Annotated in this window: 19 protein-coding genes and 2 tRNA genes; 18 read left to right on the forward strand and 3 right to left on the reverse strand. The window is 64.5% G+C overall.

Going from position 1 to position 23559, the window contains the following annotated elements; translation table 11 throughout:
- The first annotated feature begins 168 nt into the window (after positions 1-168).
- The 15 genes from ACLHZ1_RS15265 to ACLHZ1_RS15335 all read left to right on the forward strand — a co-directional run bounded on the left by ACLHZ1_RS15265 (position 169) and on the right by ACLHZ1_RS15335 (position 16071).
- A tRNA-Asn gene (locus tag ACLHZ1_RS15265) sits at positions 169-244 on the forward strand.
- 2 nt (positions 245-246) lie between these two features.
- Positions 247-322: transfer RNA gene (locus tag ACLHZ1_RS15270), tRNA-Asn, on the forward strand.
- 311 nt (positions 323-633) lie between these two features.
- Positions 634-2070 carry a circularly permuted type 2 ATP-grasp protein gene (locus ACLHZ1_RS15275; protein WP_182785675.1) on the forward strand — a complete coding sequence of 479 codons (1437 nt, stop codon included), beginning with the start codon at positions 634-636 and terminating at the stop codon, positions 2068-2070.
- Positions 2064-2990: an alpha-E domain-containing protein gene (locus ACLHZ1_RS15280; protein WP_043130372.1), complete on the forward strand. Its 927-nt coding sequence runs from the start codon at positions 2064-2066 to the stop codon at positions 2988-2990. The genes ACLHZ1_RS15275 and ACLHZ1_RS15280 overlap by 7 nt, the downstream gene beginning before the upstream one ends.
- Entirely contained in the window at positions 2987-3787 is an 801-nt protein-coding gene (locus tag ACLHZ1_RS15285; RefSeq protein ID WP_427262771.1) for a transglutaminase family protein, read from the forward strand. The genes ACLHZ1_RS15280 and ACLHZ1_RS15285 overlap by 4 nt, the downstream gene beginning before the upstream one ends.
- A gap of 16 nt (positions 3788-3803) precedes the next feature.
- Positions 3804-4505, forward strand: coding sequence for a peptidase (locus ACLHZ1_RS15290; RefSeq protein ID WP_427262772.1), 702 nt, complete (start codon positions 3804-3806; stop codon positions 4503-4505).
- Between the two features lie 82 nt (positions 4506-4587).
- Positions 4588-5073: a YqhA family protein gene (locus tag ACLHZ1_RS15295; RefSeq protein ID WP_182785676.1), complete on the forward strand. Its 486-nt coding sequence runs from the start codon at positions 4588-4590 to the stop codon at positions 5071-5073.
- Between the two features lie 123 nt (positions 5074-5196).
- Positions 5197-5646, forward strand: coding sequence for a hypothetical protein (locus ACLHZ1_RS15300; RefSeq protein ID WP_005327423.1), 450 nt, complete (start codon positions 5197-5199; stop codon positions 5644-5646).
- A 4-nt stretch (positions 5647-5650) separates the two neighbouring features.
- Positions 5651-8644, forward strand: coding sequence for a YncE family protein (locus ACLHZ1_RS15305; RefSeq protein ID WP_427262773.1), 2994 nt, complete (start codon positions 5651-5653; stop codon positions 8642-8644).
- Complete coding sequence (locus ACLHZ1_RS15310; RefSeq protein ID WP_427262774.1) at positions 8644-9483, forward strand: FTR1 family iron permease; 840 nt, start codon at positions 8644-8646, stop codon at positions 9481-9483. Before ACLHZ1_RS15305 ends, ACLHZ1_RS15310 begins: the two co-directional genes overlap by 1 nt.
- 76 nt (positions 9484-9559) lie before the next feature.
- Positions 9560-10984: an FAD-dependent oxidoreductase gene (locus tag ACLHZ1_RS15315; protein ID WP_427262775.1), complete on the forward strand. Its 1425-nt coding sequence runs from the start codon at positions 9560-9562 to the stop codon at positions 10982-10984.
- A gap of 139 nt (positions 10985-11123) precedes the next feature.
- Entirely contained in the window at positions 11124-11684 is a 561-nt protein-coding gene (locus ACLHZ1_RS15320; RefSeq protein WP_427262776.1) for a hypothetical protein, read from the forward strand.
- A gap of 109 nt (positions 11685-11793) precedes the next feature.
- Positions 11794-13053: a hypothetical protein gene (locus ACLHZ1_RS15325; RefSeq protein WP_427262787.1), complete on the forward strand. Its 1260-nt coding sequence runs from the start codon at positions 11794-11796 to the stop codon at positions 13051-13053.
- An 86-nt stretch (positions 13054-13139) separates the two neighbouring features.
- Positions 13140-14804 carry a hypothetical protein gene (locus tag ACLHZ1_RS15330; RefSeq protein ID WP_427262777.1) on the forward strand — a complete coding sequence of 555 codons (1665 nt, stop codon included), beginning with the start codon at positions 13140-13142 and terminating at the stop codon, positions 14802-14804.
- 73 nt (positions 14805-14877) lie between these two features.
- Entirely contained in the window at positions 14878-16071 is a 1194-nt protein-coding gene (locus tag ACLHZ1_RS15335; RefSeq protein ID WP_427262778.1) for a Bcr/CflA family multidrug efflux MFS transporter, read from the forward strand.
- 61 nt (positions 16072-16132) lie between these two features.
- On the opposite strand, the gene ACLHZ1_RS15340 is transcribed toward ACLHZ1_RS15335, so the two are convergent.
- From ACLHZ1_RS15340 to ACLHZ1_RS15350, 3 genes are all read right to left on the reverse strand, one after another.
- Positions 16133-16699, reverse strand: coding sequence for a pyridoxamine 5'-phosphate oxidase family protein (locus ACLHZ1_RS15340; RefSeq protein ID WP_427262779.1), 567 nt, complete (start codon positions 16697-16699; stop codon positions 16133-16135).
- A gap of 29 nt (positions 16700-16728) precedes the next feature.
- Positions 16729-18159 carry a sodium:proton antiporter NhaD gene (gene nhaD / locus ACLHZ1_RS15345; protein ID WP_427262780.1) on the reverse strand — a complete coding sequence of 477 codons (1431 nt, stop codon included), beginning with the start codon at positions 18157-18159 and terminating at the stop codon, positions 16729-16731.
- Between the two features lie 156 nt (positions 18160-18315).
- Positions 18316-18783: a DUF4357 domain-containing protein gene (locus ACLHZ1_RS15350; RefSeq protein ID WP_427262781.1), complete on the reverse strand. Its 468-nt coding sequence runs from the start codon at positions 18781-18783 to the stop codon at positions 18316-18318.
- Positions 18784-18976: 193 nt separating this feature from the next.
- On the opposite strand from ACLHZ1_RS15350, the gene ACLHZ1_RS15355 reads away from it, so the two are divergent.
- Genes ACLHZ1_RS15355 through ACLHZ1_RS15365 form a run of 3 tightly spaced genes read left to right on the forward strand, consistent with a single transcriptional unit; the run spans position 18977 to position 23157 of the window.
- On the forward strand, positions 18977-19657 hold the full coding sequence (locus ACLHZ1_RS15355) for an ABC transporter ATP-binding protein (RefSeq protein WP_427262782.1): 681 nt from the start codon (positions 18977-18979) through the stop codon (positions 19655-19657).
- Positions 19658-19678: 21 nt separating this feature from the next.
- Positions 19679-22093 carry an FtsX-like permease family protein gene (locus ACLHZ1_RS15360; RefSeq protein WP_427262783.1) on the forward strand — a complete coding sequence of 805 codons (2415 nt, stop codon included), beginning with the start codon at positions 19679-19681 and terminating at the stop codon, positions 22091-22093.
- On the forward strand, positions 22090-23157 hold the full coding sequence (locus ACLHZ1_RS15365; RefSeq protein ID WP_427262784.1) for a lipocalin-like domain-containing protein: 1068 nt from the start codon (positions 22090-22092) through the stop codon (positions 23155-23157). Before ACLHZ1_RS15360 ends, ACLHZ1_RS15365 begins: the two co-directional genes overlap by 4 nt.
- Positions 23158-23559 lie beyond the last annotated feature (402 nt).

The following is a 23559-nucleotide window of genomic DNA, read 5'->3' on the forward strand; positions in this document are numbered from 1 at the left end:
TGATAGTTGGGCAGTAATGACGGACAAGGTATTGATTGTGCTGAAAATGTCCCATAGCGGCCAACTTTTCGGCAAACGGCACCAAAAGTGATATTTGCAGCCGGAGGGCGGCTTGACACCCGCGCCCCGGCTCTTTAATATCCGCTGCGTCTCGACGAGACAGGCTATTCCTCCTTAGTTCAGTCGGTAGAACGGCGGACTGTTAATCCGTATGTCACTGGTTCAAGTCCAGTAGGAGGAGCCAATTCCCTCGTAGTTCAGTCGGTAGAACGGCGGACTGTTAATCCGTATGTCACAGGTTCAAGTCCTGTCGAGGGAGCCATTTTCTAAAGCCCAGTCTCAGGACTGGGCTTTTTCGTTTCTGCTGCCCCAGCACGGGGCAAGGCGAAGCAGCATTGCCTCCCCTCCTTGCCGGTCTCTCCTCATCGCGCCTGGAGGCACTGCCACAAGATGGCGCAGGGCTACCCTCTATGGGGTACCAGTCTGGTGCGGCGCCCTTTTCCCCATGCTGACAGAATAATCATCCATATGATTTATCAGCAGAAAATTACTGATACCGGCCTTCATAGCGACTCAATTGACTGGCACACCCCTTGCAAGTCCTGACGCCAGGGACGTCACAAGGAGTTGCCTATGCTACCCATCAAGCCGCCCGGACCCGGTTGCTACGACGAGATGTTGCTCGCCGACAACCAGTTTCGCGATCACTACCACGCCTACCTGGCGTGGCTGCAGCAGACCGACGAAAAGAGCATAGAGCGCAAGCGTGAGGAGGCCGACCTGCTGTTTCACCGGGTTGGCATCACCTTCAACGTCTATGGGGACGGGGACGGCGCCGAGCGCCTCATCCCGTTCGACAGCATTCCCCGCATCATTCCCGCCCGGGAGTGGCAGCATCTGGACAAGGGGATCCGCCAGCGCGTCACCGCCCTCAACGCCTTCCTGCACGACATCTATCACGATCAGCGCATCCTGAAGGCGGGGGTGATCCCGGCCGCCCAGATCCTCACCAATGCCCAGTACCAGCCCTGCATGCAGGGGGTCGACCTGCACCGCAACACCTATGTCCACATCACCGGGGTCGACATCATCCGCAACAGCGACGGCGACTACTACGTGCTGGAGGACAATCTGCGCACTCCCTCCGGGGTCTCCTACATGCTGGAGAACCGCAAGATGATGATGCGCCTCTTCCCTGAGCTGTTTCACAACCAGCCCATAGCGCCGGTGGAGCGCTACCCGGCGCTCTTGTTGCAGACCCTGCGCGAGAGCAGCCCGGTGGACAACCCCTGCGTGGTGGTGATGACCCCGGGCCGCTTCAACAGCGCCTACTTCGAGCACAGCTTCCTCGCCCAGCAGATGGGGGTGGAGCTGGTGGAGAGCGCGGATCTGGTGGTCAAGGATGGTCAGGTGCTGATGCGCACCACCACGGGACTGAAAAGGGTGGATGTCATCTATCGCCGCATCGACGACGACTACCTGGATCCCCTCGCCTTCAACCCGGACTCCCTCATCGGTGTGCCCGGCCTGCTCTCTGTCTATCGCGCCGGCGGCGTGGTGCTGGCCAATGCCATCGGCACCGGGGTGGCCGATGACAAGTCCATCTACCCCTATGTGCCGGAGATGATCCGCTTCTACCTGGGGGAGGAGCCCATCCTCAACAACGTCCCCACCTGGCAGTGCCGGGAACCCGAGGCCCTGGCCTATGTGCTGGCGCACCTGGAGGAGCTGGTGGTCAAGGAGGTCCATGGCGCCGGCGGCTACGGCATGCTCATCGGCCCCTGCGCCAGCCGCGAGGAGCTGGCCCGTTTTCGCGAGCTGCTCAAGGCCAGGCCGGACAACTACATCGCCCAGCCGACGCTCTCTCTGTCCACCTGCCCCACCTTCGTCGAGGCGGGCATCGCCCCCCGCCACATCGACCTGCGTCCCTTCGTCCTCACCGGACAGGAGCTGCGCCTGGTGCCGGGCGGCCTGACCCGGGTCGCCCTCACCGAAGGCTCCCTGGTGGTCAACTCCTCCCAGGGCGGCGGCACCAAGGACACCTGGGTCATGGAGGGCAACCCATGCTGAGCCGTACCGCAAGTGAACTCTACTGGATGTCCCGCCATCTGGAGCGGGCGGAGAACACGGCCCGCATGCTGGACGTCACCCAGACCATGTCGCTGATGCCCTCCATCGACGCCGATCACAGCGAGCTGCTGGCCCCCCTCACCATCAGCGGCACCCACGAGCCCTTCCTGGCCCGCTATGGCCAGGTGAACATGGAGAACCTGCTGCAATTTTTCTGCTTCGACGAGGAGAACCCGGTCAGCATCTTCAGTTGTCTGCGCATGGCCAGGGACAACGCCCACGGGGTGCGCGGCAAGATCCCGGGAGAAGTGTGGGAGAGCATCAACGCCGCCTGGATAGAGATCCGCCGGCGCCGCAAGGCGGGGCTCTCCAGCGGCCAGGCCCAGGAGTTCTTCGACTGGATCAAGGAGCGCTCCCACCAGTTCCGCGGCGCCACCTACGGCACCATCATGCGGGGGGACGTACTCTGGTTCCTGCGCCTTGGCACCTTCATCGAGCGGGCCGACAACACGGCGCGCATCCTCACCGTCAAGTACCAGGTGATCCGGGAAGATGAAGACAGCGTGCGCGAGTTCTACCGCTGGAACGCCCTGCTGCGCTCGGTGGGGGCCTACGAGGCGCACCAGACCCTCTACAAGACCCTCTCCCACGCCTCCATCGCCGAGCTGCTGATCCTGCGCAACGAAGTGCCGCGCTCCCTGCGCGCCTGCCTCGACGAGATGGAGCTGATCCTGGCCCAGATCGAGGGCAACGCCGGGCAGACGCCCCGGCGTCTCACCACCATACTCAACGCCCATCTGACCTATGGCACCATCGACGATGTCTTTGCCCTCGGCATGCAGGCGTATCTGAGCAATTTCCTCGGCGACATCGGCGCCATCGGCCAAAGCATCCACGCCGCCTACCTGGAGGTATTATGAGACTCATCATCGATCACCAGACCCGCTACCACTATGCCGACGTGGTGCGCCGCAGCACCCAGTACCTGCGCCTGACCCCCCACAGCACCGCCCGCCAGCAGATCCTCTCCTGGCAGCTGGAGCTGCCGGGGGAGGCCACCTGCACCACGGACGGTTACGGCAACATACTGCACGTGCTGAGCCTGGAGTCCCCCCACGAGGGGATCCTCATCCGCGCCCGTGGCGAGGTGGAGATCCGCGACGATGCCCAGGAGGACGAAGAGCACTCCCTCATCTCCCCCCTGAGCTACCTGAGACCCACCACCCTCACCTGCCCAAGCGAGGCCCTGCGCGCCCTGGCGCAGGAGTGCCTGCCCTCCGAGCCGACCCAGGCAGACCTGCAGGGCCTGATGGCGCGCATCCTGGCCCGCATGCCCTATCAGCCCGGCAGCACGGACGCCACCTTCAGCGCCGACGAGGCCCTCGCCTCGGGCAGCGGCGTCTGTCAGGACCACACCCATGTGTTCCTGACCTGCTGCCGCCATGCCGGTCTGCCGGCCCGCTACGTGAGCGGTTACCTCTACAGCCAGGACAGCAGCCACGTGGCGATGCACGCCTGGGCCGAGGTGTGGATTGAGGCGCGCTGGCACACCTTCGATGTCACCAACCTCACCTGCTCCGCCAACGAGCACCTCAAGCTCGCGGTCGGCATGGATTACCTGGATGCCTGTCCGGTGCGCGGGGTGCGCTACGGCGGCGGCTGCGAGCAGTTGCAGAGCCAGGCGCGGGTCACTCGCCTGGATGGGCAGCAGCAATGAAGGCCGGGAGAGTCTCATGACCTACTGCGTCGCCATGTGCCTGCAAGACGGCATGGTGTTTGCCTCCGACTCGCGCACCAATGCGGGGGTGGATCACATCGCCACCTTCCGCAAACTGCACCTCTTCAACCGGGAGGACAGGGTGCTGGTGCTGCAAAGCGCCGGCAATCTGGCCACTACCCAGAGCGTCATCAGCCTGCTGACACAGGGGCAGGAGCTCCTTGCCCTCCCCAGCCTCTACGAGGTCGCGGCCCTCATCGGCCAGACCATACGCACCGTCATCAGCCGGGATGGGGGCCAGCAGCAGGGCCATGTCAACTTCGGCTGCAACATCCTGCTGGGGGGGCAGATCCGGGGGGAGCGCCATCGCCTGTTCCACATCTATCCGGAGGGCAACTTCATCGAGGCAAGCGTCGACACCCCCTACTTCCAGATCGGTGAGAGCAAGTACGGCAAGCCCATCATCGACCGCATCATCCACCATGAGACGCCGCTTCAGACCGCCCTGCAGTGTGCCCTCATCTCCATCGACTCGACCCTGCGCAGCAACCTTTCGGTGGGCTTGCCCCTGGATGCCCTGGTCTATCCCGAGGGGAGCTTCTCGGCGGCACACCAGCACCGCATCACCGAACAGAACCCCCACTTCCTGGCGCTGCGAAAGGCCTGGGGAGAGGGGTTGCAGCAACTGTTCCAGGGTCTCCCCACCTTCCCCCTCTAAGCCGGGCGGGAGGCGCCAAGGCGCTTTCCCGCTCCTTTCTTTCCGGATATTCTGGCTGCCTTTCTTTTCGATGGAGTTTCCCATGCGCCGCTTCAACGTCATGCTCAACGGCAGCCGGTTGATGATGTTTCCCTTCTATGTCTGCATCCTTATCTGTGTCGCCCTCTTGATGGTGAAGTTTGCCATGCAGCTCTATGTGCTGTGCCGCGACATCATCGACATCCACTATCTGGATCTCATCACCGGGGTGCTCACCCTGGTGGACTTCGTGCTGGTGGCCCAGATGCTGATCCTGGTGGCCATCTGCGGCTACGTGCAGTTCATCAAGACCCCGGAGCAGCGGGCGGCCCTGGGTGACAACTGGCTCAGCAAGATCAACTTCGCCTCACTCAAACTCATCGTCATCAACTCTCTGGTGACCATTGCCGGGATCGAGGTGCTCAAGGCCTTCCTGGACGACGGTTCCGGCAACGAGACAGAGATGAAGTGGTCTGTCATCGTCTTCCTCGCCTTCTCCACCGCGGCCCTCATCTACGCCATCACGGAACGGCTGGCAGACCACAAGTGACCCGTCCCTGATTTCATTCAGGATCTATTCATCAAGGACCGAATTGATAACTCTTTTCATTACCCTTACTGCGTTATAAACTTGCTCCCCCCGGGCCGTACCGCCCGGGCGTTGGAGCAATCAATGACAAGCCTTTCCCTCTCACCCCGACAGTGCTGGCAGTGGCTGGCCTACCACCATCAGGCCGCCGAGGGCTCCCTCTACCTGATGTTTTTCTCCGGCCTGCTGCTGTGGGAGCCGCTGACCCCGGTCTGGTCCCTGGCACGCTGGAATCTGTTTCTCCATGTCATGCTCTCACTCACCCTGTTTCCCTTGCTGTTTGGTGCCTTCTGGCTCTCTCATCGCAGTCTGCTGAGCAAGAGCCGCAAGCCTTTCTTGCGCACCACCGGGCGCATCATCGAAGCCTTGCTGCTGGTCTGTCTGGCCAGCGGCCTGCTGCTGGTGCTGCACGGCACCCCGGGGGATAGCCTCGGCAACCTCGCCAGCTGGGCCCACTGGCTGAGCGCGCTCGCGTTGACTCCCCTGGTGCTGCGCCACGCATGGCGCTGGACCATCTTGACATGGCGCACCTGATCTTATGTTGAAGTTGTTGTTATCCCTGATGTTCGCCGCCCTGCTGCCGGGGACTGCCTCGGCCCAGGAGATGGGCACCGCCATGATCGCCTATGACGAGGGCGACGCCCCTCGCCTGCTGGTGGCCAACCAGAGCGCTGGCTCGGTCACCCTGCTTGAACGAAAAAGCGGCAAGCGACTCAACGAGGTGCAACTGGGGGGGGATCTGCGCCAGCTGGCCCGCGCAGACGACGGTACCCTGCTGGTCACCGATTACAGCGGCGATCGCCTGCTGCTGCTGGATGATGATCTCGACCTGGAGAAGGCGATCCCCACCGGCCATCGACCCTACGGCGTCATCTTCGACCCCAAGCGGCGCTGGTTCTGGGTCAGCCTGTTCGAATCGGGTCGCCTGCAGGCCTATGACAGCTCAGGCAAGCTCCAGCTGGATGCAGAGACTGCCGAGACCCCGCGCGGGCTGGCCCTGACCGACGACGATCGCCTGCTGCTCACCCACGCCATGACGGGCCAACTCGCCATCTATGATCTCGCCAAGCTTGGCAATAGCGCCAAGGGTGCCACCCTGCCCAAACCCAGCCTCATCACCCTGGCCGAGACCCACAGCGCCACACCAAGCGACTCCCAGGGCTTGCCGCGCCTGCTCGATGGCATCGCCCTCTCCCCCGATGGCAGCGAAGCCTGGCTGCCCCACGTGCTGTGGAGTTTCGACCACCCCTTCCAGTTTCAGAGCACCGTCTTCCCGGCGGTCTCCATCATCGATCTCGATGAGGAGAAAGAGCGGGTAGATGAAAGAAAGCAGCTCTTTTTGCAGATCAACCTGCCAAACGTCGGCAACCGCAGCCAGATCGTTTCCAACCCCTTCGCGGCGCGCTTCGCCGCCGACGGCAAGCGTGTCTATCTGACCCTGGCGGGTTCCGAGGATCTGCTGGTGTTCGACCTCTCGCGCAGCGGCAAGCAGAACAGCAACCGCCACCGCCGCAAGAAGTTCCAGGGGGGCGCCAAGGCGACCCAGCTGCTGCGCCACCTGCCGGGCCAGAATCCTCGGGACTTGCTGATCGATGGCGACCACATTCTGGTGCACAACGTCATGGGGCAGGACCTCACCCGCCTCCATACCGGCGGCAGCGGCCCCTTCGCCCGGGTGACAGTGGATGTGCCCCACTTCGCCAAACTGGTGGAGACGGATCCCCGCCCCGAGCCTCTCAAGCGCGGCGAGCGGTTGTTCCATCTTGGTAACACGCTCGGCAACAACGGCGCCAATAGCCGCTTCCCCATGGCCGGGGACAACTGGATGAGCTGCAACTCCTGCCATCTGGACGGCTTCAACTTCACCAACCGCCACCTGATGGCGGCCCATCGCCAGAAGAGCGGCGACAACGCCATCAACGGCCACGCCAACCTCGCCAACATGGTGGCCGGGGACTTCGTCGGCGAATACCTGCGCATGACCCAGCAGACTCAGGGCGGCATGGGCCACGACGGTCGCGATGGGGCCGAGACTGTGGATCCCGCCAAGCCCCAGCCCGAGGTGAAGGCGATGATGGAGGATCTGCACGCTTTCGTGACCAGTGATGGCAACCTCCCCTATCTGGCCAACTGGCTGCGGCTCGATGCCCCGCGCCCTGACCTTGACAATCAGCCCACCAAGGCGCCGACCACCCACCCGAAAGAGTGGCTCAACTCCGCCTCCTGCCAGAACTGCCACCAACAGGCCTTCAAGGACTGGAGCGAGAGCAACCACAGGCTGATGGGCAACTCCCACCCCTACTACAAGGTGGTGCAGGCGCTGGCCCGCAAAACCGAAGGGGAAGCGTTCGGCCAGTGGTGTCAGGGCTGCCACATGCCCCAGCAGGTGCTGAACGGCCAGCAGGATCTGCCCAAGGGCTCCCACATGTTCGAGCAGGGCGGCGCCTCGCTGATTGCGGCCCACAAGGCAGGTGAACCGGTCGTCGAGGAAGGCACCGGCTGCGTGCTGTGCCATCGCATCACCAAACTCGAGGATGCTGGCGGCAACAGTGCCTTCACGGTGAACCTGAAAGACAGGGAGAGCTATGTGTTCGAGGATGCCCCGGGGGGCAGCCTTCAGCACTGGCTGGCCGAGCGGCAGATCAACTCCCGCCCCGCCATGCACAAAGCCTCCTACCAGAAGGATTTCTACCAGGATGCGGCCCTGTGCAAGTCGTGCCACAACGAGTTTGCCCCAGGCACCGGCGCCAACATCGTCAACACCTGGGATGAGTGGGAGAACTCCAGCTTCGCCAAGGCCGAGGATCTCGCCAAGCGGCGCACCTGCATCGACTGCCACATGAACCCGGAGCCCGGCAACGGCGGCGCACCGGTAGCGGGCCAATCCACCGAAAACGGCCCGGTGAAGGAACGGCTCTATCGCCACAACTTCACCGGCGCCCAGCACCAGCTGGTGGGGCTGAGGAACCCGGCCCTCGAGCAGGAGAGCCTGGCACTGCTGCGCGCCAGCGCCACCCTCTCCGCCCGCATTGATGGGACTGTCGATAACCGCCAGCTGGTGGTGCGGGTTACCAACGTCGGCGCCGGCCACGCCTTCCCCACCGGTGTGGCCGATTTTCGCGAGATCTGGCTGGAGCTGACCGTCACCGACGCCAACGGAGAGATCGTGCTCACCAGCGGCCAGCCGGTGAACGGTGCCGTGCCCGAGGATGCGCGCCTGTTCAGGAAGGTGTTCGGCGATGCCGAGGGCAAGCCGGTGGGACTCAAGTTCTGGCGCTACGCCAAGCTCCTTGAAGACACCCGCATTCCGGCCGATGGCTGGCGCGATGAAGCCTGGCCGCTGCCAACCGAGGCCAAGGGCCCCTTCAAGGCCGATATCAGACTCAATTTCCGCACCTACCCCAAGTGGGTCAGTGATGCGGTGCGCGCCGCCGAGCCGAGCTTGCCGGCGCCACCCATAGTGCAACTCAATCGGCTGCAACTGACCCTGCAGCCCCTCCCCGTCACGCCCGATACGGAGCCTCAATCCTGATGTTTGCAAGTTTTCTCATTACCCTGCGCGAGGGGCTGGAAGCCTTCCTGCTGGTCGGCATCTGCCTCTCCTACCTCGCCAAGCTGGGGGCGAGCCGCTACAACAAGCTCATCTATCTGGGAGTCGGGCTCGGCCTTATCACCTCCCTCGTCGTCGCCTTCCTGTTCCAAGTGGTGGTGAGCCAGTTCGAGAGCGAGCGCTACAACCACCTGCTGATGGCGGGGATCCTGCTCTTCGCCACCCTGGTGCTCACCTACATGGCGATCTGGATGCAGAAGCAGGCCAAATCCCAGGTGGGGGCCATGACGGCACGCATCGATGCGGCCATCGACGGCGGCAACCTGTTCGGTCTGGTGCTGCTCGCCTTCCTCGCCGTGATGCGCGAAGGCTTTGAGACCGTGCTCTTCTTCTCCGCCCTGCTCTACTCGGGCCAAGGGGTGGATCTGCAATCCGGTCTCATCGGTGCCCTGGCGGGGCTGCTGGTTTCTGTGGTGCTGGTGTGGGGGCTGCTGCGCTCCACCCGCAAGGTGGCGCTGGCCCCCTTCTTCCGCTGGACCGGCCTGCTCATCATCATCATCGCCGCTGGCCTGCTCTCCTCTGCGGTCAACATGTTGCAGGCGGCAGACGTCATCACCTTCTGGACCACGCCCGTGTTCAACATCAGCCAGGTTCTCGACGATCGGGGGATCTTCGGTACCTTCCTGCGCGCCCTGTTTGGCTACAATGCCTCACCGGCCGGCCTGCAGTTGCTGACCTGGGCCAGCTACCTGGCCATCTTCGTCACCCTCTGGCAGCGCAGCTATCGCCCCCAGGGAAGCGCCACCCCGACCAGGGGCTGAGCCCGGGGATCACCCTCTGTTCGGGAGCCGCGCCCTGGCGCGGTCCCCTTAGCTATCTAGCCGTTTCGGAACACTCATGAGCGACAACAACAACAAGAAGATTGCGGTACTGGGTGCCGGTCCCGCCGGTCTGATGGCCGCCTGGCGTCTGCGCCAGGCCGGTTTTGCGGTCACCCTGTTCGAGCAGGAGAGCGTGGTGGGGGGCATGTGCGCCACCCAGACCTTCAAGGGGCGCGATGGTGACTATCGCTTCGACTACGGCGGCCACCGCTTTATCACCAAGAACCCCGAGCTGCTCGCCTTTATCGACGAGCTGATGGGGGACGACCTGCTCCACGCGATGCGCAAGAGCGTGATCCGCTTTGGCGGGCGCACCTATGACTACCCCCTCAATCTGACCAACCTGCTCAAGACAGCACCGCTGCCGCTGATGGCCGGTGCGGTGAAAGATCTGTTGCTGTTGCCCTTTGCCAAGAAGCCGGACGATTTTGCCAAGGCGAGCTTTGCCGAGTGGATCCAGAGTCACTTTGGCCGCACACTCTATCGCCAGTTCTTCGAGGGCTACACCGGCAAGCTGTGGGGCATCAACCCGGACAAGCTCTCCGCCGACTGGGCCGGTCAGCGTATCAGCCTGATCGATCTCAAAGACGTGGCCCGCCGCCTGCTGCCAAGGCGCAGCGGCAACCTCTCGGTGCGTACCTATGCCCGCAAATATCGTTATCCAAAGTATGGCTTCGGCCAGATCTTCACCACCCTGGGTGAACGGCTGGTGGCAGAAGGAGCCCTGCTGAAAACTGGCGCCACCATCACCCGCCTCGAGCAGGCTGATGGCCGCATTGAGCGGGTGTATTGGAAACAAGATGACGTTGAGCAGAGCGAGCACTTTGATCAGGTGATCTCCACCCTGCCGCTGCCACTGACCTGCCAGCATCTCGGCTTGCCGTGCGATCTGCACTACCGGTCGCTTCGCTTCGTCAATATGCCGCTCAAGCAGGAGAACCTGTCGGACAACACCTGGCAGTACCTCTCCGACCCCCATATTCTGGCCACCCGTCTGCAGGAGCCGCGCCGGCGCAGCCCCTTTATGGCACCCCAGGGCCAGACTTCGGTGATGCTGGAGATCCCCTGCAACCCGGGGGATGCCACCTGGCAGGCACCGCTCGCCGATCTGCGCGGCCGGGTCACCGCTGATCTCGCGAGCCTCGGCGTCGATACCGCCAAGCTTGGCGATGAGACCTTCGAGGCGCGCAGCGAGTACGCCTATCCGCTGATGGATCTCGGCTATCAGGCGCGCCGCAACGACGCCATCAAGGCGCTGATGCCGATAGGCAACCTCATCATGACCGGTCGCCAGGGGACGTTTCGCTATATCTTCACCGACACCGCCATGGAGATGGGGATGATGGCCGCCGACATGGTGAGCGACGGGGTGGACAGACGCCACGCCATCTTTAACCATCGCAATGAAAATACCGTGATTGAAACCCAGAGCGTGGCCTGATGATTGTCGGTGTCCAACAAGTAGACAGACGCCGCAACACCTTCAATCATCGCAACGAAAACACCGTGATCGAAACCCAGAGCGTGGCCTGAGGGCCGCGCCATTGGCATAACCTTTTGGCATAAGTAAGGAGAACAGGATGAACATACGCCCGGGTTTACTTGCCCTCACCCTGCTGCTGACGCTGAGCGGCCAGGCGCAGGCTTACTCCTACGCCGCCGCCGGCAAGGAGCCGCTGATCGACGTCCGTGAGGCGCTGCTTGGCGCCGCCACTGACGGCAAGGATGCCAGCGCCACCTTGAGCGAGATTGCCGACGAGCTTACCTATCTGGAGCAGCATCACAAGGTCGAGTTGCAAGCACCGCTCGCGGCCGCTATCAAGGCCAAAGACGCCGCCGCTACCGCGGCCCTGCTCAACCGGGCCTACAAGGCGGAGATCGAACGCCGTCTCGAGGGGGCCAGCCAGAACCTTGGCGACTACCAGACCGCCAAGGTGCTGGTGGTCAAGAGCAAGCGCTTCCTCGACTTGATCCTCCCCTCCCTGAGCGAAGGAGATCGCAAGGCGGCCGATCAGGCGCTGGCCAGGGTGCTGGATGCCATTGGCAACCCGGGGGTATTCGGGGTAGGCGCCAAGCCCGCCGATGCCGCCGCCTTCGCCGAGGCGGAAAAAGCGCTGATGGCCGTGCTGGCGCCGCTCTGATCACCCCGACCTATCGATGAAAACGGCCCCCCTCATCCCCGACCCTTCTCCCGCAAGGGGAGAAGGGAGGCGTCACTACGACCGATTACGCTTCGCTAATCGACCCTACCTGCTGATGCTTCTGCAAGGGGGGTGGCTTTGCTGGCTGCTGGCCTTCCCGGTGGCGCTGGATTCCGACGATGCCCTCAACTTCGCACACGGGGTAACGCGCTTCAGCGTGCTGGAGTTCTCCCCCCACTTTCCGGGCTACCCCGCCTTTATCTGGCTGGCACGGTTGATCAACCTGGCGGTGGACGATCCCGCCGCCGCAGTGCAGTGGGCGAGCCTCTTCGGCACGGCGCTGATCGCACCACTCGCCGCTGGACTTGCGGCCAGGCTGTGGCAACGCCCGGGTCTCTTTGCGCCGGTCTGGCTGCTGGTGCTGGCCCTGCCGCTCACCCCGACGCTGGCACTCTCCGGCCTCTCGGACGGGCCGGCACTGGCCGCCTGGCTCGGGGCGCTGCTGGCCTTGCTGCATCGCAAGATAACACTGGCCGGTCTGCTGCTGGGCCTCATGCTGGCGCTGCGCCCCTCCTACTTGGTGCTGGCCCTGCTGCCGCTCTGGCTGGGGATGGCGCACAAGGGTGAGCGCCTTAAGCTTCTGCTCTCCATCACCCTGGTGGGGCTAGCCTGCCTGCTGTTTGTCTGGCAGGCCGATGGCTGGGCCTATTTTGCCGAGGGGCGGCGCTTTACCGACGGCCACTTCACCCTCTGGGGCAACACGGCGGCGGCCCATGGGGATTGGCTGCTAAGCTGGGCCCGCACCTTCCATGATCAGCTCACCCCGCTCTGGCCCCTGCCGATGGGAGCGCTGCTGGTGCTGCCTCTGTGGCAACGGGTAAAGGGCCATGCCGCCCTCTCCCCGCTCTGGACCCTCTACTGGCTCGCCCTGCTGCTCTGGACCCTGTTTGGCCAGAACCCGGACAATCCCCGCCATCTGGCGCCCATCACCCTGCTCGGGATAGTGCTGCTGGCGGGCAGGCTGCCCCTATGGGGCGAGCGACCTGCCATGGTGGGGGCCCTGTTGCTGCTGCTGAGCACTCTCACTCCACCTGCCGCGCCCGCCATGGTGCAGGCCGCCCGGCTGGCCGAGCAAGCCTGCCCGGCCCTAGTGACTCAGTGGGGGGTACGGCTGCTTAGGGAAACCACGGCCCTGCCGGTGACGGACGCCTGGTATCGGGGGGATGCCCGCCTCGCGCTCACCCAGGGGGCCTGCCGCCTTAGCCGCCGTCCTATAGTGCAGAGCGAGATGCCGCTCCCCCACCAGACGCACTGGTTTGCCCCCCGCTTTCACGCCGAACCCGGCCTCTGGCTCGCCCTGCCCCGCTAGGAGACGCAAGACCCGAGTCCGCCCCCTCATGGCGTCAGCTGACTCGGCTACACTCACTGCCCATGGGCCTGGCAGGGAGAGCAGGAATGAAGGGAGGCAAGGAGTGGGCGCTGGTGCCCCTGGTGCTGGCGCTGGCCAGCGCCCTGCTGGTGCTGCCGCTCTGGCTGCAGGGGGGCACTCAGGGGCACGATCTGTTTCATCATCTCCTCTCCGGCCACTATTTTGGCCGCCAGCTGTGGCAGGGGGAGCTCTATCCCCGCTGGCTGATGGCCATGAACGGCGGCTTTGGCAGCCCCACCTTCTTCTTCTATCCCCCGCTTCCCTACTATGTCAGCGCCCTCTTTGCCGGCCCGGAGGCCCCGGCCCGCCACGCCATCTATCCCCTGCTCGGCAGCGCCACCCTGGCCCTGCTGCTCTCGGGCCTGTTCGCCTATCTATGGCTGCGTGCCACCACGCCCCCCGGGCGGGCCCTGGCCGCCAGCCTGCTCTATCTGGCGCTGCCCTATCATGTCGCCATGGATCTCTATGCCCGCTTCGCCCTGGCGGAGTTCTGGGCCTTCGTCTGGGCCCCCCTCATCCTGCTGGGGCAGGACCTCATGGCGAGTCAGTCCCCCAGGGGACGGGCCCTGCTGGCCCTGGCCGTGGCGCTGCTGGCCTTCTCCCACCTGCCCAGCCTGCTGCTGATGCTGGCCCTGGTCATGGTGCGAGCCCTCTGGTTCGCCTGGCAGGCGCGCGCCCTTCACCCCCTCTGGCATACCCTGGCCCCCCTGCTGCTGGGGCTGGCCATGGCCGCCATCCTGCTGCTGCCCGCCCTGGCGGATCAGGGGGCCATCACCATGGAGCAGATGCGCGGCGGCATGTTCGACTTTCGCCGCAACTTCCTCGACCGCCTGCCCCAGGGGCTGGATGACTGGCGCTTTCGCGGTCACCTGGGCTGGTTCACCCTGCTGACCCTGGCCCTGCTGCTGGTGGCCTGGGGAGGGGCCAGAGGCCATTGCCAACCGGAGATCACCTGCTGGGGCGCCATTGGCCTGGGCGCCTGCCTGATGATGCTGCCCCCAAGCCAACCCCTCTGGATCCTGCTGCCCCCCCTGCAACTGGTGCAATTTCCCTGGCGGCTCAACCTCATCCTGCTCCTGGCGACCGTGGCCCTGGTGGCGCAGGTGCCCCCCGCCCCCGCCCCCGGGCCCTGGCGCTGGCTCTGGTGGGGACTGCTCGCCCTGACCCTTCTCTCCACCCTCGTCTATGTGCGCCACGCCCCCCTCACCCAGGCGCCGGATCTGCGCCAGGTCGATGCCCTGTTCGCCGGCAAGCGCAGCGCCCGGGAGTACCGTCCCCAGCAGACCCCCAAGGGAGCCTTCAGCCCGAGCCAGCTCGCCTGGCAGGGGGCGTTTCAAGCCCCGATCACCACGGAGCAGCCCGGGGTGAGCTGGACCCTGGTGCGCTGGCAACCCAGGCAACTGGCCCTGGTGGTGACGGCGCCCCAGCCCGCCAAGCTCATCTTGCACCAATATGACTACCCCGGTTGGCAGGCCAGCCTGGACGGCGCCCTGCCCCTGACGGTGAGCGCCAACGACCATGGCCTGATGCAACTCTGGGTGCCTGCCGGCCAACACAGCCTGACCCTGACCCTGGCGGCGCGCTGGCCAGAGCGGGTCGGTACTGCTCTCTCCCTGCTGGCCTGGATCGGCTGGCTCTGGCGCTGGCGGCGGGATGACGGCTCCCGCACTGGCCATCCGGCGCCCGGATAGACCTGCCCGGCCCCGTCAAAGCTGGTAGACTGACGCCCTTGCCACTCTCGGCCCCATGAAGATTGGACACCCTATGCCTCAAACGCCTCTCTCGCCGCGCTTTCTGTTTATCCTGCTCGGCGCCCTCGCCGGTCTCACCCCGCTGGCGGTGGACATGTACCTGCCCGCCATTCCGGCCATAGCACGGGATCTGGCCACCAGCATCGACGGTGCCCAGCTCACCATCAGCGCCTTCCTCGGCGGTTTTGCCCTCGGCCAGCTCTTCTACGGGCCGCTCGCCGACAGCTTTGGCAGAAAACCGGTGATCCTGGCGGGTCTGGTGATGTTCGCCGTGGCCTCGGTGGGCTGCGCCATGGCGGACTCCCTGCCGGAGCTGCTGGCCTGGCGCATGTTGCAGGCCGCAGGGGGCGCGGCGGGCTCAGTGGTGGTCAACGCCCTGCTGCGAGACCTTTTCGAGAAGGATGCCTTTTCGCGGGCCATGTCCTTCGTCATCCTGGTGATGACCCTGGCCCCCCTGGTGGCCCCCGTGGTGGGGGGCTATATCAGCGCCCATGCCGACTGGCGGGTGATCTTCTGGCTCTTGGTGGGGATCAGCCTGCTCATCTGCCTGGTGATGCAGTGGAAAATTCAGGAGACCCTCAAGCCCGAGCTGCGCCAGCCCCTACGCCTGGGCCAGATACTGCGCAACTACTGGGGCGTGCTCTCCCACCGCGGCGCCATGGGGTATGTGCTGTGCGGATCCCTGTCGAGCTCGGGCATGTTCGCCTTCTTAAGCGCCTCCCCCTATGTCTATATCGAGTATTTCCAGGTGCCGACCGAGCACTACGGCTGGCTGTTTGGCCTCAACATCCTGCTGATGATGGTGGTGACCTTCGTCAACAGCCGCCTGGTGAAGGGGGTGGGTGCCGAACGCATGCTGCGATACGGCCTGACAGTGCTGCCCCTGGCGGGCCTGCTGCTTATCTACAACGCCTGGAGCCAGACCGGGGGCCTGTGGGGCATCGTCATCCCGGTCGTGCTCTTCGTCGGTCACATCAGCCTGGTGGGGGCCAACGCCATGACGGGGCTGCTCGGCCACTTCCCCCAGGCGGCGGGCACCGCCTCGGCGCTCGCGGGCACCCTGCGCTTTGGCCTCGGCGCCCTGGTGGGGGTACTGGTCAACCTCAATCCCCCCGAATCGCCCCTGCCCATGGCCATCGCCATCGCAGGTTGCGGCCTGGGCTCGGCCCTCAGTTACTGGCTGCTCACCGGCAAGCGCGCCGCCTGATCCCCCTGAAAAGAGAAAGCCCTGTCCATGGACAGGGCTTTTTGCATCGGGGCGCGGGCCCTCAGTCATCGGCCTGCAACCCGCTGCGGGTCAGGATCTCGCTCTCCAGCCCATCCAGGCTTCGCTGGTTCTTCTTGCGCCAATAGGCCTCTATCCCTTCCCGGCCCTGACGGGCCGACCAGTTGGCGAGATCTTCCCTGTCCCCCTGGTAGTCATAGAGAGGCACCGACATGCCGCACGACGTCTGGACCCGCTCAATGTCGAGCAGGAAGATCTGGCGGGCCGCCACGCTGGCCGGGAAGCGCGCCAGGGCCGACTCCCAGTCCGTATCCCCCCGGTGCAGCACCCTGGCCCGACCATAGGCGCGCAGAATAAGGGGCGCCCCCTCGAAGGCGCAGAACATCACCGTCATGCGCGGGTGTTGCAGCACATGGGCGGCGGATTCGTTGCCGCTGCCTGTCAAGTTGAGCCAGGCCAGGGTATTGGGGCCCAGGATCCGCAGGGAATCCCCGCCCTTGGGGGAGAGATTGACGGTGCCCTCCCTCGCCGCCGTGCCGACAAAATAGATCTTCTGCGCCTCGATGAAGGCCACATGGCGCGGTGAGAGCGCCTCGAACAGTTGTCCCATCTATCCTTCCTTTGCCATCACCATGGTGTTCAGAACAGGGCGGTATTGAGCCACAAATGCGCCCCTATGCTGACCAGATAGCCCAGCAGAATGGCGGGCAACCACTTGAGGTGGCCGAAGAAGGTATACATGCCGTGGGCCTGCCCCATCAGGGCCACCCCGGCGGCGGAGCCGATGGAGAGCAGGCTGCCCCCCACCCCGGCGGTCAGGGTCACCAGCAGCCACTGGCCCAGGGCCATGTCCGGGTTCATCGACAGCACGGCGAACATCACAGGGATGTTGTCGACCACGGCAGAGAGCACGCCGATGGCGACGTTGGCCAGGGTCGGATCGCTACCGTCATAGAGGAAGTGGGACGCCAGCTCCAGATAGCCCATAAAGCCCAGACCGCCGACGCACATCACTACCCCATAGAAGAAGAGCAGGGTGTCCCACTCCGCCTTGGCCACCTTGTTGAACACATCGAACGGCACTATGGAGCCCATGCGCTGCAGGCGCGCATGGTCGCCGTTGCGCTCGTAGAGGGCGCGCTTGCGGGCCAGGGATCGTGGCAGTGTCTTGCGCAGGTAGAAGCCGAAAAATTGCAGGTAACCCAGCCCCATCATCATGCCGAGCACGGGGGGCAGGTGCAGGAAGTTGTGGCAGGCCACCGCGGTCCCTATGGTGAGGATGAAGAGCAGCACTATGGTGCGGGCCCCACGCTTGAGCTCCACCACCTCGTTCAGGGCATTGGGGGCGCGGCGCGGCACCATCAGGCTCATCAGGGTGGCGGGCACCAGGAAATTGAGCAGGGAGGGGATGAAGAGCACTAGGAACTGGCCAAACTGCACCTTGCCCGCCTGCCACACCATCAGGGTGGTGATGTCGCCGAAGGGGCTGAAGGCGCCGCCGGCGTTGGCCGCCACCACTATGTTGATGCAGGCGAGGTTGACGAAGCGGCGATCCCCGTTGGCCACCTTGAGCACCACGGCGCACATCAGCAGCGCCGTGGTGAGGTTGTCCGCCACCGGGGAGATGAAGAAGGCCAGCAGCCCGGTGAGCCAGAACAGGGTGCGCAGGCCAAAGCCCGATCGCACCAGCCAGGCCCGCAGGGCATCGAACAGCAGCCTGTCCTCCATGGCGTTGATATAGGTCATGGCCACCAGCAGGAACAGCATCAACTCGGCGTATTCCAGCAGGTTGTGGCGAAAGGCGTCATGGGCCAGGTCGCTGAGTCCCTGCTCGGCATAGACGATGCCAATCAGTATCCATATGATGCCTGCCGCGATCAGTACGGGCTTGGATTTGCGCAGTTGCAGATACTCTTCGGCCATGACCAGGGCATAGGCAAAGACGAAGATACCAAGAGCAAACCAGCCGACCCCGGCACTCGTCAGGGGGATGCTGCCGCTACTGGCGAAGCTGGTGGAGGAGAAGAGGGTGAGCCCAAGCAGGGCGACAAGGCGTAAGGTTCCAGACATACATGCTCTTCCTTTGAGAAGCGTCTGGCATCGATGCTAGCAGCTGATACAAAAATAAATTGTATCTATATCAACCTTTTCGGCATTTTTTGCCAGAAAATAGGTCCGGGCTTTCGCCCGGCACACAGCACGCCCCCGACGGGGCGGGGAACCGGGCTATTTCTTGCCAAACCCGGACTGCTTGAGGGTGTGGCCCGCCTTGTTATGCCAGGCGTCGAGGCCGCTGCGGTTGTTGCCCGCCACCAGGCTGGCGGCCAGGCTCGGGCTGTTGAACAGCTGATCGGCGCTGAACACGAAGCCCCCCTCGGCGCGGGGAGTGAGCACCCCCTTGGCCAGCAGATCCTGGCGCAGCTCGATCACCGCCTCGCGCAGGGAGGCCGCGTCCTCGCCGTTGGCGGTGGATCCCGCCAGCACCATGAAGCCGGGGTTTTGCCGCTTGCCCACCGGATAGCCATGGGCCTCTGCCCCCTTGCCGCCGAAGTGATAGCGCTCCCGCTCCCCCGGCTTGGTGTCTGCCAGGGCCTTTTGCAGGGTCATCAGCTCGTTGTAGATATCGATTGGCACCACGGCCGCCTGCTTGTTTCCCTTGCCATCGACGATGAAATTGACCTGCTTGTGTAACATCCTTGCCATCCTCTGTGCCACGATGCCCTATTCTACCCAGCTCTGACGAGCGGGATCCAGACAGGATCCTGCCCCGTTTTGCAGCCGTGATCACTAACTGGCCAGTTTGATCAACGACGAGGGGTGTTGATCATTTCTGGCCGTGATAGCGTAAACCACCGGGCAATATCATTGACCATCAAGCGGTTACCTCATGTTGAACCTGCACAACCTCAGTAAACGCTTCGCCAACGGCGGCGAGACGCTCCCCCTGTTTGAGGGGCTGGATCTCACCCTCAACGCCGGCGAAACCTGCCTGCTGCTGGGGCAAAGCGGCTGTGGCAAGTCCACCCTGCTCAGCCTCATCGCCGGCCTCATCGCCCCGGACAAGGGGGAGATCTGGCTCGGCGAGACCCGCCTCGACACCCTGCCGGCGGACGAGCGGGCCCGGCTGCGCGGGCGCCATTTCGGCATCGTCTATCAGGATTTCAACCTGCTGCCGACCCTGACGGTGGCCGAGAATCTCGCCCTGCCCCTTCAGATAAACCGCCTGCCCAAGGACGATGGGCGCCTCGATACCCTGCTCGCGCGCCTAGGCATGAGCCACAAGCGCCACGCCTGGCCGGAGCAGCTCTCCGGCGGCCAGCGTCAGCGGGTGGCCCTGGCCCGCGCCCTCATTCATCAGCCCCGTTGGCTGCTCGCCGACGAGCCCACCGGGAGCCTCGATGAACACAACGCCGAGCAGGTGATGGCGTTGATGATGAACGCGGTGCGGGATACCGGCGCCGGTCTCTTGCTGGTGAGCCACAACCCGGGCTATGGCAACCTGGCGGATCGGGTGCTGCGCCTGGAAGGGGGGCAGCTGGTCGAGCGCAAGGGGCGCCGCCATGGCTGACGCCTGCCGGGGGGCCCGCTGATGCTGCCGCTCAAGGCGCTGCTGCGCCTCTATCGCGCCCACCCCTGGCTGCTGTTGATGAGCCTGGCCGGGCTCACCCTGGGGGTCACCCTGGTGGTGGCCATCGAGCTCTTGAACCACAGCGCCCGCACCAACTTTGTCGCCGCCCGCAGCCAGCTCGCCGGGGAGGCCAACTACCGGCTGGCCCCCCGGGGCGGCCTGGATGAACAGATCTACGTGACGCTGGTGCGAAGCCAGCCGAGCCTTGACGCCATGCCAGAGCTGCACGCCTGGCTCAAGGACGAGCAGGGGCGCAGCTTCCAGCTGCTGGGGATGGATCTCTTCAACCCCGGCCCCCTGCGCAAACTGTTTGGGGATCAGCCCACGCGCGAACCCGATTTCACCTTGCGCCGCGCAGACAGCGTCTGGCTCTCGGCACCCGAGGCCAGGCGCCTTGACTGGCAGCCGGGCCAGTCGCGGGACTTTGCGCTGGGGGATGAGGGGCAGCGCCCACTGACCCTCACCCTGGCGGGCACCTTCGAACCCGGCGCCGTCCCCATGGAGCGGCTGCTGGTGACCGACATCGGCCTCGCCCAGCCCCTGCTGGGCAAGGCAGGCCGGCTCGATCGCATCGTCTTCAAGGCAAGCGAGACGCAGGCACAGGCGCTGCAGGCCGCACTGCGGGCAGACTTCCCCGACCTGCCCCTGTGGCTCGAACCCATCAGCCCGGCGCTCGATGCCAGCCAGCTCGGGGATGCACTGGCCCTGAACCTCACGGCGCTCTCCCTGCTCGCCATGGCGGTGGGATTGTTTTTGGTGTTCAACGCCCAGCGCTTCGTGCAGAGCGTGCGCCGCCCCCTGATCGCCCAACTCATCATCCTCGGCATGGCGCCGCGCCGGGTGCTGCACTGGCTCATTCTGGAGCTCGCTCTCCTCGCCACCCTCGGTACCCTGCTCGGGCTGCTGCTGGGGAGCCTGCTGGCGCTGGCCCTCATGGGGCAGCTCACCCAGGCGCTGGCCGACCTTTATGGCCCCAATCCCATCGACCTGCTGCGCCTCTCCCCCGCCAGCCTTGGCAAGGCGCTGGTGCTCGGCCTTCTGGGGATGCTTGCCGCCAACCTGCCCGGCTGGTGGCAACTGCTGCGCCAATCCCCCCTTGAGCTTCGGGAGGGCAACAGCCGTCCATCGGCTCACCCCTGGCAACGCCGGGGTCTGGCCATCGCCATCTTGCTGCTGTGCGCGCTCTGTCTGTGGCGGCCAGACACGGGCCTTGGCGGCGCCCTCTTCGTGGCCGGGGGCTGGCTGCTCGCCATGGCCCTCATCCTGCCCGATGCCCTTCGCTCCTTGCTGGGGCGGCTGCGCGCACGCGGCCCCCTCACCGCCCGGCTCGGGGTGGCCGAAACCCTCTATCACCTGGATCGCACCGCCATCGCGGTGATGGCGCTGCAACTGGCCATCGCGGCTGCCATCGGCATCGGGGTCATGGTGTCGAGCTTTCGCTCAAGCGTGGAGATCTGGCTCGGCCAGCGCCTGGCCGCCGATCTCTATGTCAGCGCCCCCAAGGGGGTGGCAGGCAGTCGCGGCGCCCTGGGCGAGCAGACCCTGACCGCCATCCTCGCCACGCCGGACGTGAGCGCCGCCTCCCGCCGCGCCGTGCTCCCGGCCCGCTGGCAGGGGCAGCCCATCGAGTGGGCGCAGATGGACTTTATCCCCGAGCTCAAAGCCGCCTATCCCCTGCTGGCCGGGCGCTGGCCCGCTACCTCTGACGAGGTGCTGGCCAGCGAACCGCTCACGGTGCGCCTCGGGGTCAGGGTGGGCCAAACCCTCGAGGTAACCAGCGAGGGGGGGCCAAGGCGGCTTACCGTCACCGGCGTCTATCAGGATTACGGCAGCGACAAGGGGCAGATACTGCACGCCTTCGAAGGGGGCAAGGTGCAATCCCTCGCCCTCTTCAGCACGGATCCCGAGCGCCTTGGCGACAGGCTCAGGGGCCAGTTTGGCGAACAGGTGAACCTCTTGCCCGCCCCCGCCATCCATGCCGCGGCGCTCAAGGTGTTCGACCAAACCTTCGTGGTGACCGAGCTATTGAAGTTGCTCATTCTGGGGATCGCCTTCGTCGGCATCGGCTCGGCCTTTATGGTGCTGGGGCTGGCCCGGCGCGGCGAGTTGCAGACCCTGCAAAGCTTAGGCGTAGGCCCGCGCCATTGCCGTCGCCTGCTGGTGTGGCAAGGAGCGGGCCTCGGGCTGCTCACGGCGCTGCTGGCCCTGCCGGTGGGCTATGGCCTCGCCTGGGTGCTGATCGAGGTGGTCAACCCCCGCGCCTTCGGCTGGCGGCTGGCCTTCGAGGCCGCCCCCCTGCACGCCGTCACGGCGCTCCTGCTCGCCCCCGTCTGTGGCGCGCTCGCCTCCTGGTACGCCGCAAGGAGAGTAGTATGAGAACATTCAACATCTGGTGGCTGGCGCTCATCTGCACCCTGTATGGCGCCGGGATCCGTGCCAACGATCTTGGTGCCATCCTTGGCGGCGGCAACGATCACTTCAAAAAGGCCCTGCCGGGCCAGCCCATCAACCTGCCCGCGGATCACGGCGCCCACCCCGACTACCGCTCCGAGTGGTGGTATCTCACCGGCAACCTCAAAGACGAGCAGGGGCGCGATTACGGCATGCAGTGGACCCTGTTTCGCCAAGGTATCGAGCAAAACGTCAAGTCGGATAACCCTTGGCTTGTGCCCCAGCTCTGGCTGGCCCAGTTCGCCATCACGGATGTGAGCAAAGGCAGCCACCAGCAGGACGAGCGCACCAGCCGCCAAGGGCCGGGGCTGGCTGGTGCCAGCGGCGGCGAGTATTGGCTCAAAGAGTGGGTGCTGACTTCTCAAGGAGAGACGCTTTTTCCCGCCACCCTCAAGGTGCAGAGCAAGGCGGGGGATCTTGATGTGAAGGTGAGCGCCGCCAAGCCGGCGGTGCTGCAGGGTAAAGCGGGTTACAGCGAGAAGAGCCCGGGCAATGCCTCGTTTTACTACTCCTACCCGCGCCTAACCATCAGCGGCACCTTGACTCTGGATGGGGAGACCCGCCACGTCAGCGGTGAGGGGTGGTTTGATCACGAGTGGAGCAGCTCGGTATTGGCCGAGTGGCAATCGGGCTGGGACTGGTTTTCGCTGCAATTTGACGATGGCCGCGAGCTGATGCTGTTTCGCCTTCGCACCAAATCGGGCCACACCAATCCCGAGAACCGCTACGGCATCCTGATTGAGCGGGACGGCAGCAGCCGGGTGCTGAACCCTGAGCAGATCCGCCTCATCCCCGGCAAGAGCTGGCGCGGCCCCAAGGGGCAACCCTACCCCATCGAGTGGCAACTGGAAGCCGGCGATATGACGCTCACCATCAAGGCACGCCAACCCAATCAGGCCATGACGGGGCGCTTTGACTACTGGGAGGGGGCGGTGTCCGTCTCGGGAGATGCCAAAGGCGTCGGTTATCTGGAGATGACGGGGTATTGAACCCAAGGCCTGCCTCATTTCTCGCTGCGTCTCTTTGTGTGTTGCGGGGCGAAGTCTACGCCCCATTACCATCTCTACGGTTTGGTTCTGAGGCAACCTCCCAATAACAGCCAGCACCAAATATCCTGCCCTATCCAATTTCTGATCCCCATCAAAATATTCACCAACCCACACCCAAAGTAAAACTTTTTGCTCAACATATGCGGCTGTACTTGGTACCCTGTTTATGCGCCCCTCATAGCCCTAAAGGCAGCCAGGGAGCGACTACGGTTCGTACCCTCAGAGATCCCCTCATTTTTAGAGACTCAAATAATTCCAAGTGTGCGGGTATATAAGCGGTGTTGCTTCAGGTAGTAGATAAATTTATCCATCAACAAGACCGCATTGGTTTCTTTCATTTTA

This window comes from Aeromonas sobria, assembly GCF_050266975.1.
GTDB classification, from domain to species: domain Bacteria; phylum Pseudomonadota; class Gammaproteobacteria; order Enterobacterales; family Aeromonadaceae; genus Aeromonas; species Aeromonas sobria_B.

Coding starts and splice junctions, on each gene's coding strand:
- ACLHZ1_RS15275 (WP_182785675.1), top strand. CDS start 634: ATGCTACCCATCAAGCCGCCCGGACCCGGTTGCTACGACGAGATGTTG.
- ACLHZ1_RS15280 (WP_043130372.1), top strand. CDS start 2,064: ATGCTGAGCCGTACCGCAAGTGAACTCTACTGGATGTCCCGCCATCTG.
- ACLHZ1_RS15285 (WP_427262771.1), top strand. CDS start 2,987: ATGAGACTCATCATCGATCACCAGACCCGCTACCACTATGCCGACGTG.
- ACLHZ1_RS15290 (WP_427262772.1), top strand. CDS start 3,804: ATGACCTACTGCGTCGCCATGTGCCTGCAAGACGGCATGGTGTTTGCC.
- ACLHZ1_RS15295 (WP_182785676.1), top strand. CDS start 4,588: ATGCGCCGCTTCAACGTCATGCTCAACGGCAGCCGGTTGATGATGTTT.
- ACLHZ1_RS15300 (WP_005327423.1), top strand. CDS start 5,197: ATGACAAGCCTTTCCCTCTCACCCCGACAGTGCTGGCAGTGGCTGGCC.
- ACLHZ1_RS15305 (WP_427262773.1), top strand. CDS start 5,651: ATGTTGAAGTTGTTGTTATCCCTGATGTTCGCCGCCCTGCTGCCGGGG.
- ACLHZ1_RS15310 (WP_427262774.1), top strand. CDS start 8,644: ATGTTTGCAAGTTTTCTCATTACCCTGCGCGAGGGGCTGGAAGCCTTC.
- ACLHZ1_RS15315 (WP_427262775.1), top strand. CDS start 9,560: ATGAGCGACAACAACAACAAGAAGATTGCGGTACTGGGTGCCGGTCCC.
- ACLHZ1_RS15320 (WP_427262776.1), top strand. CDS start 11,124: ATGAACATACGCCCGGGTTTACTTGCCCTCACCCTGCTGCTGACGCTG.
- ACLHZ1_RS15330 (WP_427262777.1), top strand. CDS start 13,140: ATGAAGGGAGGCAAGGAGTGGGCGCTGGTGCCCCTGGTGCTGGCGCTG.
- ACLHZ1_RS15335 (WP_427262778.1), top strand. CDS start 14,878: ATGCCTCAAACGCCTCTCTCGCCGCGCTTTCTGTTTATCCTGCTCGGC.
- ACLHZ1_RS15340 (WP_427262779.1), bottom strand. CDS start 16,699: ATGGGACAACTGTTCGAGGCGCTCTCACCGCGCCATGTGGCCTTCATC.
- nhaD (WP_427262780.1), bottom strand. CDS start 18,159: ATGTCTGGAACCTTACGCCTTGTCGCCCTGCTTGGGCTCACCCTCTTC.
- ACLHZ1_RS15350 (WP_427262781.1), bottom strand. CDS start 18,783: ATGTTACACAAGCAGGTCAATTTCATCGTCGATGGCAAGGGAAACAAG.
- ACLHZ1_RS15355 (WP_427262782.1), top strand. CDS start 18,977: ATGTTGAACCTGCACAACCTCAGTAAACGCTTCGCCAACGGCGGCGAG.
- ACLHZ1_RS15360 (WP_427262783.1), top strand. CDS start 19,679: ATGCTGCCGCTCAAGGCGCTGCTGCGCCTCTATCGCGCCCACCCCTGG.
- ACLHZ1_RS15365 (WP_427262784.1), top strand. CDS start 22,090: ATGAGAACATTCAACATCTGGTGGCTGGCGCTCATCTGCACCCTGTAT.